We start from the raw sequence: 12,384 nt of genomic DNA on the forward strand, positions 1-12,384 counted from the left end.
TTCCAACACTTTATCGCATGAAAAAAGTAGTACGCATCCTGGCCATCGTCGTTGGCGTTCTTGTTCTTCTGGTTGTTGGCGGCATCAGTTACGTCAAACTCGCGCTGCCCGATGTAGGCCCGGCCCCCGAACTAACCGTTCAGATCGATTCCGCCCAGATTGCCCGGGGCAAATACCTGGCCACCCACGTTGCCGTTTGCATCGACTGTCATTCCGAGCGGGACTGGAAAATCTCCAGCGGCCCGGTCGTGGCTGGTACCGAAGGCAAGGGCGGAGAAGCGTTTACCCGCGAAATGGGCTTTCCGGGACTCTATTATGCCCGGAACATCACACCGTCGCATCTCCAGAACTGGACCGACGGTGAGATTTACCGCGCCATTACGGCCGGGGTTTCCAAAGACGGACGCGCCTTGTTTCCGGTAATGCCGTACGGCAACTTCGGGCAGGCCGATCCGGAAGACATCAAAGCCATCATCGCCTACGTGCGATCGCTCAAACCCATCGAGAATAATGCGATCCCGGAACCGGAATCGGACTTCCCGATGAACCTGATCATCAATACCATTCCGACCAAAACGGAAGGCGGCAAACGACCCGACCCCGCCGACTCGGTTGCCTTTGGAAAGTATCTGGTTACGTTGGCCAGTTGTGGGGACTGCCACACGCCGGTCGATGACAAAGGGCAAAAATTGCCGGGAATGGATTTCGCGGGAGGACGGTCGTTTCCGATGCCTGCCGGAACGGTTCGGGCCGCGAATCTGACCCCGGATGCCGAAACCGGTATCGGGGCCTGGACAAAACCGGCTTTCATGGCCCGGTTTCAGGCAGCCGCACAACCCAATTTCAAGCATCCGCTAACACTCGAACATGCCGAATTCAACACCATCATGCCCTGGATCATGTATTCCGGCATGAGTGAACAGGATCTGGGCGCGATGTATTCGTATTTGAAAACCGTCCGCCCGGTGAAGAATGCGGTGGTGAAATTTACACCCAAAGGAAATGAAGTCGCGACCCGCTAAGCGACCGAAGGCCCGCCCGGCTGCGGGCTTATTTTACGATTTAGACGTTCTTCGTCAACGTCTCTGAAACCCTATCACCCAACTCCACGTATGAAACTCATTTTACGATTCAGACCTGCCATGCGATCCATGGCACAATCCTTCTTTTGCCTGGTCCTTTTGATCGGGTTGCTTCCGATCAAACTAATGGCCCAGTTCTGCGCCAACGGTGTCACCGTGGCCACGGGTGATTATCTCAACTATGTGGTAGTCGATGCCGCAGGTAACGTGTATATTTCCGATCGGAATGATCACCGAATCCTGAAATATGCCCCCGGTTCTACGCAAGGAGTCGTTTTCGCGGGTGGCAATGGAGAAGGGGAAGCGCTCAATCAAATGCGTTACCCCCGTGGTATCGCGCTGGATGCAAGCGGGAACCTCTACGTCGCGGATCTATTGAGCCAGCGGGTCATCCGGTTTCCGCCCAATTCGACCTCGGAGACGTTGGGGACAGTTGTCGCCGGGGGCAATGGCTATGGTGATCTACCGAATCAGCTTCATAATCCATGCGATGTAGCCCTGGATGGTACTGGCAATCTGTACGTTGCCAGTACCAATAACAACCGGGTTATCATGTTTCCTCCGAATTCTACTTCGGCTACTTCGGGTACGATTGTCGCCGGGGGGAACGGAGAGGGAAACGCACTAAACCAGTTTGTATCCGAAGGGATCTTTGTCGACACGAACGGAACCCTTTTTGTTGCGGATCCAGACAATTTTCGGGTCTTGAAATTTCCTGCGGGCTCAACCTCGGCAACGCCGGGCATCATCGTTGCCGGTGGAAACGGGGAAGGAGATAAACCCAACCAAATAGCGGTAGTTGATATCTGGATCGATGAGTCAGGGCGTATGTTCGGGTCTGAGCCGGGCAAAGACCGGGTGCTGATGTTTCCCCCGAATTCCACCTCATTGACCGCTGGCATCCCGGTGGTGGGTGGCAAAGAAGAGAGTAGTGAGACCAATCGGCTATACTCTCCCAGAAGTGTCACCATCGATGCGGCAGGAAATCTGTACGTGTGCGACGCAGGCAACGACCGGGTGCGACGCTTTTCGGCCGGAGGAAGTCCTACTCCGGTGGTCAGCCTGCCTTCTTCAGTTCCCCAGCCCATTTCCCAAAACACGCCTAACATCACGCTGACGGTTTCGGGCTGTGAAGGAGGAACCGTCAGCTGGACGGTATCCAACGGCTCCAGCGGCAGTGGCGCGACCATTCCTGTATTGACCTCAGACGTCGGGACGCTACTTTACTCCGCGAGTTGCAATGTGGAAGGACTCTGTACAGCCTCCCCCGGTTCGATTTCGGTTCAGGTTATTGCTTCGTCGACGCCGGTGACCGGTTCCTTCGACGGTTTTCTGTATGGAGCCGATTGCAGTTCTTTCCGGGGCTGGGCCTGGGATAAGAACAAACCAAATACGGTGGTTTCGGTCGATATTTACGATGGGGCCACCTTGAAAGCCACACTCGCGGCCAACGAATTTCGGCAGGATCTGAAAGATGCAGGCAAAGGCAACGGGATTCACGCCTTTCGCTGGGCAATTCCGGGGGAGTTGAAAGATGGTGAGGTGCATTCGCTATCGGCCCGCGTCACGGGTGCTAGTTTTACCCTCAAGAGTGGCCCCAAAACCATCCAGTGTCAGAGCAATACACCACCGGCTAACAGACCACCCGTAGCTCCGGCCGTGACGCCCCTGATGGCTCAGCAAGGCGTTGCGTTCAATACGGTTTTACCGGCTTTTACAGATCCCGAAGCCAGCACACTCAACTACGGACTGGTAACCCTACCAGCAGGTCTGACGTTTACCAGTGCCACCCGGCAAATTAGCGGCACACCGACCGAGGTAGGCGCCTTCACCCTGACCTACTCGGCCAGCGATGGCGATCTGAATACCTCAGTAAACCTTCTTCTGACGGTTAACCCCGCTTCGACCACCACGGTGACGGGTAATTTTGAAGGGTTTCTCGATAAAGTGGAATGCGGCACGATCCGGGGCTGGGTGTGGGATCGAAACAAGCCTAATTCGCCGGTAACGGTCGAGTTTTACACGGGATCTTCCGTTTGGGGGAGTACGGTGGCCAACCTTTTCCGACAGGATCTGAAAGATGCCGGAAAAGGAAACGGCGCCCACGCTTATAGCTTTGAAGTGCCTTCCGTCCTGAAGGATGGGGTGGCCCGTATCATTTCGGCCCGGGTACTGGGCTCCACGTATGACCTGAAATGGTCGGGAAAAACGCTGTTGTGTCCATCACCCGCCCGGCTATCCGCAGAAACCGTTTCCGGTCTTCAGGTGACGGTGTTGGGCAACCCGGTTTCGGAAACGGCGGAAGTCGAAATCCGGGGCGCGGAAGGCCAATCGCTGCGGTTGCAACTGGTTGATAGGCGGGGCCTGGTGGTTCGTGAACAACAGGTGGAAAAAGCCCGCACTGTTGAGCGGCAAACGTTGTCGGTGGGAAAAACCGCCCCCGGTTTGTTGCTGCTGCGGGTTTACAGCCCAACCCAATCCCAAACCCTGAAACTGATCAAGCCGTAAAAAACTACTTTCTATATCCACCTCTCCCCTTCCGGGCTGCCGACAGGTCAACTTCCAAATTCCACTCGAATCAAAGCTTATCGTTCGCTTGACTCGGATCAACAAAAAACCGCCCATGCTGATCTCCAGCGGGCGGTTTTTTGTTGAAATGACCTTGAGAACCGATCTTAGTAACTGTCGTTCTGCTTCAGATAGCCGGGAAGGTTCGACGCCCCATCGATGGCGGTTTGCGGGATCGGAAAAATCCGTTTCATCTTATCGCTGTTGGTCTTTTCCGTCCACTTGTCCTCGTACTTGCCAAACCGGATCATGTCCGTCCGGCGCAGCATTTCCCAATAGAATTCGAAACCGCGTTCCCGGTACAACAGATCCAGCGTCATGGAAGTCAGGGCCGGGGGCGGTGTGGTGGCCGTCCGGGCCGCCCGAACGAGGTTGACATCGGCCAGCGCACTGGCGGCATCACCGCTCTTGCGAAGTTTGGCTTCCGCCCGCATCATGTACACGTCGGCCAGCCGCAGGATGATGATGTCGGCTTCGCCGAAATTCCGACCACTGACCGATTTTTTGCTGAACTCGTATTTCTCGACCCTGTAGCCGGTGTTGTAGTTGCTGCCGGCCACGGTGAAGTCGATTTGCTCCGTGAAATCGACGGCCTGGGTGGGGCGGTTCCGGGTGTCGTGGAAAAGCTTGGCGACCTTGTATTTGCCGTCCGCGCATTTCAAAAACACGCCGTTCCGCCGAATCAAACCGTACTGTTGCCCGCGCAAAATTCCCCGGTTGATGTTAAAATTCGCTTCTGCTACGCACGAATCGGCCGGGTTGGTATAAATCGACAGGTTCTGTTTGTAAAACCGCGGATCGACCGACGGGTCATTCGGCGCATAGGCATTCACCCAGGTCCGGTAGTAATCGGGCGTAATGCCCGGTCCGTCGGTGCCATTGGCGTTGGGATAGGCTGGTAGCGGAAACTGATCGCCCGACAGGGAGAAGTACGCCATGCGGTTATGACCGTTCAGGTCGGCCCGCTGATCGACCGCAAAAATCAACTCCTTGTTGGTGTTGTTGTCCGAATTGAAAATCGAAAAATAATCCCGCGACAGTTGGTACTGTCCCGAATTGATAATCTTGTCGGTGTATTCGACTACCTTATCCATGTCTTCCGGTTTGAAGGTGAACTGAGCTGCATACCGATCCCGGTAGACTGCCGCATTCAGATACAAGCGGGCCAGCAGCCCCCAAACCGCCCCTTTCGTCAGCCGACCGGGGCCAACGGCCGTCTCCAGATTCGGCTCGACGGCCAGCAGTTCGCTTTTGATGTACTCAACGGCCTGCTCACCCCGCAGAATGGTTGAATTTTCGCCCAGATCGTCCTTGACAAACACCAGCCCGAACATGTCCAGCGTCAGCAGCGAATAATACGCCCGCATGCCCCGCGCTTCGGCCAGGTAGGTCTTGGCAACCGGATCGTTCAGTGTCGGCAACGTATTGATGGCGGTAATGGACCGCGAAACGCCCTGCAAAATCAGGTTCCAGGTGTTGCGCAGGTTGGGATCGGTGCTGGTGTGCGTGTGCTGGTGCAACGCCAGATAAATGCCGTTATCACCCCAGTCCGTACCGCCCCGATACGGCAGAATGGCCTCATCCGTCGAAATTTCCTGAAGGGCGAAGTAGTTGGTATGCAGGAAAATATCCGGTAACCGGGCATACACCGGCGCAATGATTCCATCGGCAGCCTGCCGGTCGGAAAGGCCCGAAGCCGAAGCTTCGTCCAACACATTTTCGGACAGATTCGTACAGCCATTGAGGACATACACACCCGCCAGCATGACGATTAATATGAATTTTTTGATCATGATTTCAGAGATTAAAAAGTAAGATTCAGGCCCAAAACGAACGTTTTGGCTTTCGGGTAGCTGAGGTAGTCGATGCCGTAGGAGGAAATCCCGTTGACCGTCCGGTCCGTATTCACCTCGGGGTCATACCCGTCGTACTTGGTAATCACAAACAGATTCTGGCCCGTGGCCGACAAGCGGATGCCGGAAACCCAGCGGTTGATGCCGAGCAGCTTGGGGCTGAGGTTGTAGCCCAGCGACAAGTTGTTGAGCCGCAAATACGACCCGTTTTTCAGGTAGCGCGACGAAACCGGTGCCGAGTTGTTGATCGACTCGTTGGCGTACTGAATGGCTTCGGGCGTGGTGTTCAGCCCCTTGGACAACCGCAGTTTGTAGAAATTGGAGTTGGCGGTATTGTCGTACAGTTTGTTTCCCGAAACGCCGTTGAAATTCACCGCCAGATCGAAGCCTTTGTAGGCCACCGTGCTGTTGAAGTTGAACTGCTTCGTGGGCAGGGCGCTTCCCACGGCCACCCGGTCTTTGTCCGTCACGATGCCGTCGCCGTCCACATCGCGGAAGGTACTGATGCCTTTGTCGTCAAAACCGGTAAATTCCTTGAGGAAAAAAGTGCCGATGGGCTGGCCATTCACGTAGCCGTTGATGGTGGCCGACGTCAGACCGGAACCGGAAGCTGACCCGGACGGAATGACGGTATAGGGCGAGTTTTTCACCTCGTTGTCGATGAACGTTACGTTCCCGCCGATGTCGAACCGGAAACCGTTCAGGTTAGCATAGCGGTAATTCAGATCCAGTTCGACGCCCTGGTTGGTAATGGTCATGTCCGGCACATTGGTCCAGAATGTTCCTGCCGGTTGAACGGGGTCAGCCGGGATCACTTCCAGCAGAATGTTGTTGGAGACTTTCCGGAAATAATCGACCGAACCCGACAACGCGCCTTTGAACAAGGCGAAATCCAGTCCGATGTCGGTTTGGGAAGACACCTCCCACTGAATGTCCGGGTTGGCCAGCCGCGAATACGATGTTCCGGCGGGATATGGCCCCGTGGGAGCCAGCGGATAACTCGTCGTGGCCGATACCTGCGAGGTAAACAGTGCCTGCGTGATTTTCGACGGGATTTCCTGGTTACCGGTTTGTCCCCAGCCCGCCCGCAGTTTCAGATCAGAGAATGGGCCCGATTTCAGGAACGCTTCTTCCGACAACCGCCAGCCCACCGAGAACGACGGAAAAATACCGTATTTGTTGTTGGACCCGAACTTGGATGAGCCATCGGCCCGCACTGTGGCCGTCATCAGGTATTTGTCGTTGTACTGGTAATTGACGCGGGAGAAGAACGATTGAAGTTCATTTTCCAGGGCGTATCCGCCGGGGCGGTTATTCGCCAGTGTCAGATCCTGTCCCAAACCAGGGTTGTAGATCGGCTCGATGGGCGAAATCGGAAATTTGTTGATGCTTGAGCTGCGTTCCTGCACGAAAATTTTCTGGTAGGAATGCCCCAGCAAGGCCGTCAGGTTGTGCTTCGTAGTCGATAACGCATACGTGAAGTAATTCTCGATCAACACGTTGCGGTTGGTTTTGTAAATGGTTTCCAGCCGACCGTCCTGCAAGGGAACCGCGTTGGGCAACGACTGCAAATCCCGCACCGAACTGGAGTTGTCAACGCCCAGGTTGAGTTTGTACACCAGATCTTTCGTGATTTTGAACGAGGGCGAGATATTCCCGATTACCCGGTTGATGGTGGTTACGTCCTTTTCCAGTTTCAGCGGAATCAGCGGGTTCACCCCACTCTGGTATTTGAAGGGTTCGCCGTTGGCGTCGTAAGCCGGCAGCGTCGGATTGGCAGAAATCGCCCCGCCCAGCAGGCTCTCGACCGGCGGACGGCGGCTGTAGGTACTGGTCGCGTTCAAGTTGACGTCCACATTCAGGCGGTCTTCCATGAATTTCTGCGACACGTTGATCCGTCCCGTATACCGCTTGAATTCGCTGTTTTTCAGAATGCCATCCTGGTCCTGAATCCCGAACGAACCGTAATAGGTCAGCTTTTCGGCACCACCGCCAAACGACACATTGTGGTTTTGGGTGTAGGCGGTCTGCGTAATTTCCTTCTGCCAGTCGGTGGACGCTTTGAAATCTTCCAGCACCCCGCCTACGGCCGGAACCTGCCGCCGGTATTCATCGGCCGAATATACCGGCAACGCCCGCGTCAGGTTGGAGATCCCCAGACTGGACGATACATTGAAGGTCGAAAAACCGGATTTGCCTTTCTTGGTCGTGATCAACACCACGCCGTTGGCTCCCCGCGAACCATAAATAGCAGTAGCCGAAGCATCTTTCAACACGTCGATCGACTCGATGTCCTGCGGGTTCAGAAAATTCAGCGGGTTGGAGGTTCCACCCGTACTGGAGTTGTCGAGCGCAATACCGTCCAGTACAAAAAGGGGCGTACTGCCCGTCCGAACCCCACCCGGCCCCCGGATCGTGATATTCTGAGCACCACCCGGTTCACCACTGGCGGAGGTTACATTGACCCCGGCCACTTTGCCTTGCAAAAGCTGCTCCGGTGAGTTGATGATCCCTTTGTTAAAATCGGCACTTTTGATCGACTTCACCGAACCGGTCATGTCTTTCTTGGCCGCACTCCCGTAGCCGATCACTACCACCTGCGACAGTTCTGATGCGGATGCTTTGAGGGACACATTGATCATGCTTTGGTTGCCGACCGCTATTTCCTGCGAAACAAAACCGATGAAACCAAACACCAGGACGGCATTGCCTTCCGGCACGGCAATCCGGTAATCACCGTTGGCATCCGTGGTGGTTCCCCGCTGGGTTCCTTTCAGCACGACGCTGCAACCCGCCAGGGCCTCGTTCGTTGTGGCATCCGTCACCCGCCCGCTGATGGTGACATCGGCGCCTGGTCGTTCACTTGGAGAGATGGCCGTTTTAGCCGTTGCCAGAGCCTGACTTTTCCCTTCGACCGCCAGTAGCGTTAGGGCGAGCAGGATACAGCAAAGCCTCCTCCAGTGCATCGTAAAGGGAGGAGAAAAAGAGTAGAAAATCATCATATAGGTAGAAAGTTAAATGGTGACAAAGGTCTCGGAATCTGCGCAATTCCAATTCTTTCGCCAAATATTTAAAAATAATTTAATATATCTAGCGACACCCCATTCCTCATTCTGCTACCTAAAAAAAATGCTCACCGGAAAATGCTGCGTTCGTTTGGCTGTATACGCAATGCAAAGAAAAATTTTAGCGATTCCCTGCTATTCAGCGCGGTTTTTACCAGTTAAATCCGAATTTCCGGGCTGTTCGGATAAAAAAAAATCAAAAACAGAATGCAAAAAAAAACGGCAAGTTTCTGAAAAATAAATTGCTTGTCAAAGCATTTAGTTTCCAGAAAGTTACCGTTGTTACGTTTGTGTTATCTTTTAGATGACACTGATCCGGCCAGACTGTTAGCGCAGAAGGGCTATGGCAACCGGGGCCGGAAATACCCGTAAACCCAGGTTCCGGCAATGGCACTCAGCAGCGTCACCAGAACGACCACAAAACCGCTGCCGATCTGGGCAAACAACGGCCCCGGACAGGCTCCCGTGATGGCCCAACCCAGGCCGAACAGCAAGCCCCCGTAAATTTGGCCGGAATAGAATTTCTTGGGGTGAAACACGACGTCTTCCCCCGCAATCGTCTTGATTCTGAACCGCTTGATTAACCATACCGACAGCATCCCGACCACAATCGCGGAACCGATGACACCGTACATGTGAAAACTTTGCAGCCGGAACATCTCCTGAATCCGAAACCAGGAAACAATCTCGGCTTTGACAAAGACAATGCCGAACAGAATGCCAACCACCCCGTATTTCAGGTTCCCGACAAACCCTTCCTCCCGCTTCATGTCGTTGGGTGCATCGCACGCCAACATCTCTTCAACTTCTATTTTTTCCATTCGTGAATCTCCGGTTTTTAAAACAACTTCATGAGGTGGGGTAAAATCAGGTGCGTCATCGCAAAACCGCCCGCCATAAAACAGCAGGTGGCGACCAGCGACGGCCATTGCAGGTTGGAAATTCCCATGATGGAATGCCCCGACGTACAGCCACCCGCCATGCGCGTTCCGAACCCAACCAGAAAACCGCCCAGAACGAAAAACACCAGACCTTTCAGGGTGAACAGGTTGGCGACATTGAAAATATCACCGGGCATCAGACCTGAAAAATCCTGAATACCCAGCGCTTTCAGATCCGCGACGGTTTGGGGTGAAATCTGAACAGCCTCCGGGTTGGCCAGAAACTGTCCCGCCAGAAAACCGCCGATGAGAATACCGGCCACAAAAACCAGGTTCCAGATTTCGTGTTTCCAGTCGTACTTAAAAAATGGAATGTTAGCCGGTATACAGGCCGCACAGATGTGCCGCAGCGACGACGAAATTCCGAACGATTTATTGCCAATCAACAGCAAGGCTGGCACCGTCAGTCCGATCAGCGACCCGGCCACATACCAGGGCCAGGGCTGACGGATTAACTTTAATAACTCCATAGATTTTCTATTTTTTTATTCAACTGGCTAATTTACAAATTTGTTACGCCTTTTTCAAAGTCGTGGGACACACATAATCCGTAATTTCAAAAAGCCCGGTTTTCTTGATGGCGTCAAAACCGCCTGTCACATCCACCAGCTTTTCATACCCTCTTGCTCGCAGGATGGATGCTGCCATCATGGATCGGTATCCGCCCGCACAATGGATGAAAAGGGTTTTGTTTTTGGGTAACTCCGCCATGTGATCGTTGAGGTATTCCAGCGGAATGTTGCGAACCCCGGCGATGTGTTCGGCGGCAAATTCACCCGGTTTCCGCACATCGACGATCTCCAGCTCCCCTTCTGCCATCCGGTTTGCCAGCGACTCCGCTGAAACCGACAACAGGGTGTCGCTCTCCTTCCCGCTTGCCTCCCAGGTGCCGAAACCGCCCGCCAGAAAGCCCAGCACCTGGTCGTAGCCCACCCGCGCCAGTCGCGTTAACGCTTCCTGCTCCTGACCCGGTTCACACACCAGTAGCAGATTGTGTTTTACATCCGGAACCAACGTGCCGACCCAGGGAGCAAACTGCCCGCCCAGCCCGATGTTGACCGAGTTTGGAATGAAACCCTGACGGAAAACCTGCGCCGGTCGGGTGTCGATAATCAGGGCGCCGGTTTCGTTGGCTGCCGCTTCAAACGCATCCGGACTCAGGGCCTGTCCTCCCCGTTTCAAAACCGTATCGATGCTTTCGTAACCCTGCTTGTTGAGCGCAACGTTCTGCGGAAAATACTGCGGAGGGGCCAGCAAACCGTCGGTTACTTCCTTGATAAACTCCTCTTTCGACATCGATGCCCGCAGCGCGTAGTTGAACAACTTCTGATTGCCCAGCGTATCGGTGGTTTCTTTGCTCATGTTTTTGCCGCAGGCCGAACCCGCCCCGTGACCCGGATAGACGGTTACATCGTCCGGCAGCGTCATGATTTTGGTGCGCAGCGATTCGTAGAGATAGCCCGCCAGATCGTCCATCGTCAGGTCTGCTTTCTGGGCCAGATCCGGACGGCCGACGTCGCCGATGAACAGGGTGTCGCCACTGAACAGGGCGGTTTCCTTCCCGGTTTCATCCAGTAGCAGATAACAGGTCGATTCCATCGTGTGGCCGGGCGTGTGCAGCACCCGGATTTTGACGGAACCGAGTTGCAATTCTTCTCCATCGGTCGCAATGTGCGCTTCGAAATTCGGTTTGGCAAGCGGCCCGTAAACGATGGTGGCTCCGGTTTGGCGGGCCAGGTCGAGGTGACCGGACACGAAGTCGGCGTGAAAGTGGGTTTCCAGTACGTATCTGATGGTGGAACCCGCTTTGGAGGCTTGTTCCACATACGGTTTTACTTCCCGCAACGGGTCGATAATGGCAACCTGGCCTTCACTTTCAATGTAATAAGCACCCTGGGCCAGACAGCCCGTATAAATCTGTTCAATTTTCATGGTTTTCAATTCGATTCTGGTTTAACAAAATTCAGGTCGATGCGTTTGAGATTCAACCTATAACAAAGGTAAAAAGGCGGCAACGGGCGTTCCGTGACTTTAGTTACACGCCGGACTGATTAGAGAAAAGTTTCTTTCACGATAATGTAGACACCCATCGCCAGCACGAACCAGCCGAAAGCTTTCTTGAGTTTCGGGCCGGAAACAAACCGGGTCAGGTAGGTTCCGAGCAAAATGCCAAGGATCGACAGGGCCGTAAACTCCAGCAAGAACCGCCAGTCGATCGTGGCAAGTGACAGCCCGCTCAGAAAGCCGATCAACGAGTTGGCGGCAATGATCAGCAGCGAAGTCCCGACGGCCATTTTGATGGGCAAGCGGGCCAGCAAGACCAGCGAGGGAATGATCAGAAAACCGCCCCCTGCTCCCACGACGCCCGTCAGAATACCAACCAGAACCCCTTCTGTTGCCAGCAAATTGGGGCTAATCCGGTTCTGGGCGGTATCCGTTTCAATTCGGTGGTCGCGGATCATCGAGCCGGAAGCCGCCAGCATGACCAGGGCAAATACGACCATGATGGCGACGTTTTTACTCAGGTAAAAGGCCGGGGTTGAAAAAACCGGGTCCGGTATGGCCGGAACGAGGTAAGTGCGGGTGAGGTAAATGGCAGCAAACGAAGGCAGTGAAAAGGCCAGCGCGGCCCGGTAGTTGACCAGCCGCTGCTGCATATAGCGAACGGCACCGACCAGCGAGGTGGTGCCGACTACAAACAATGAATAGGTGGTAGAAACCGTCGGGTTGATGCCGAGCAGATACACCAGCACCGGCAGGGTCAGGATGCTGCCCCCCCCGCCGATGAGGCCCAGCGTGATTCCGATCAGAATCGACGCCAGAAAGCCCAGAATTTCATGCGAACTCATGCTGTTTTTTTCAACAAAGCACGCCA

8 protein-coding genes are annotated in these 12,384 nt (G+C 54.5%); 2 read left to right on the plus strand and 6 right to left on the minus strand.

Annotated elements, in window-relative coordinates:
• Positions 1-17 precede the first annotated feature (17 nt).
• Together F0P93_RS07790 and F0P93_RS07795 are read left to right on the plus strand one after the other, a co-directional pair.
• Positions 18-1,022 (plus strand): c-type cytochrome, encoded by a 1,005-nt coding sequence (locus tag F0P93_RS07790; RefSeq protein WP_150875752.1) that lies wholly within the window; start codon positions 18-20, stop codon positions 1,020-1,022.
• A gap of 90 nt (positions 1,023-1,112) precedes the next feature.
• Positions 1,113-3,590 (plus strand): putative Ig domain-containing protein, encoded by a 2,478-nt coding sequence (locus F0P93_RS07795; RefSeq protein WP_150875753.1) that lies wholly within the window; start codon positions 1,113-1,115, stop codon positions 3,588-3,590.
• 167 nt (positions 3,591-3,757) lie between these two features.
• On the opposite strand, the gene F0P93_RS07800 is transcribed toward F0P93_RS07795, so the two are convergent.
• From F0P93_RS07800 to F0P93_RS07825, 6 genes are all read right to left on the minus strand, one after another.
• Positions 3,758-5,443, minus strand: a complete 1,686-nt coding sequence (locus tag F0P93_RS07800; protein ID WP_150875754.1) for a RagB/SusD family nutrient uptake outer membrane protein — start codon at positions 5,441-5,443, stop codon at positions 3,758-3,760.
• An 11-nt stretch (positions 5,444-5,454) separates the two neighbouring features.
• The gene (locus tag F0P93_RS07805) at positions 5,455-8,505 is read right to left on the minus strand and encodes a SusC/RagA family TonB-linked outer membrane protein (protein ID WP_225309396.1); all 3,051 of its coding nucleotides are present in this window, start codon (positions 8,503-8,505) and stop codon (positions 5,455-5,457) included.
• Positions 8,506-8,909: 404 nt separating this feature from the next.
• Positions 8,910-9,365, minus strand: coding sequence for a YeeE/YedE family protein (locus tag F0P93_RS07810; protein ID WP_374756769.1), 456 nt, complete (start codon positions 9,363-9,365; stop codon positions 8,910-8,912).
• A 41-nt stretch (positions 9,366-9,406) separates the two neighbouring features.
• Positions 9,407-9,979 (minus strand): YeeE/YedE family protein, encoded by a 573-nt coding sequence (locus tag F0P93_RS07815; RefSeq protein ID WP_150875756.1) that lies wholly within the window; start codon positions 9,977-9,979, stop codon positions 9,407-9,409.
• 43 nt (positions 9,980-10,022) lie between these two features.
• Entirely contained in the window at positions 10,023-11,441 is a 1,419-nt protein-coding gene (locus F0P93_RS07820) for an MBL fold metallo-hydrolase (protein ID WP_150875757.1), read from the minus strand.
• Between the two features lie 119 nt (positions 11,442-11,560).
• Positions 11,561-12,358, minus strand: a complete 798-nt coding sequence (locus tag F0P93_RS07825) for a sulfite exporter TauE/SafE family protein (RefSeq protein WP_150875758.1) — start codon at positions 12,356-12,358, stop codon at positions 11,561-11,563.
• Positions 12,359-12,384: the final 26 nt, after the last annotated feature.

It is taken from the genome of Larkinella humicola, from assembly GCF_008727875.1.
Taxonomy (GTDB): Bacteria; Bacteroidota; Bacteroidia; order Cytophagales; family Spirosomataceae; genus Larkinella; species Larkinella humicola.

Coding starts and splice junctions, on each gene's coding strand:
- F0P93_RS07810 (WP_374756769.1), bottom strand. CDS start 9,365: ATGTTGGCGTGCGATGCACCCAACGACATGAAGCGGGAGGAAGGGTTT.
- F0P93_RS07790 (WP_150875752.1), top strand. CDS start 18: ATGAAAAAAGTAGTACGCATCCTGGCCATCGTCGTTGGCGTTCTTGTT.
- F0P93_RS07825 (WP_150875758.1), bottom strand. CDS start 12,358: ATGAGTTCGCATGAAATTCTGGGCTTTCTGGCGTCGATTCTGATCGGA.
- F0P93_RS07820 (WP_150875757.1), bottom strand. CDS start 11,441: ATGAAAATTGAACAGATTTATACGGGCTGTCTGGCCCAGGGTGCTTAT.
- F0P93_RS07815 (WP_150875756.1), bottom strand. CDS start 9,979: ATGGAGTTATTAAAGTTAATCCGTCAGCCCTGGCCCTGGTATGTGGCC.
- F0P93_RS07805 (WP_225309396.1), bottom strand. CDS start 8,505: ATGATGATTTTCTACTCTTTTTCTCCTCCCTTTACGATGCACTGGAGG.
- F0P93_RS07800 (WP_150875754.1), bottom strand. CDS start 5,443: ATGATCAAAAAATTCATATTAATCGTCATGCTGGCGGGTGTGTATGTC.
- F0P93_RS07795 (WP_150875753.1), top strand. CDS start 1,113: ATGAAACTCATTTTACGATTCAGACCTGCCATGCGATCCATGGCACAA.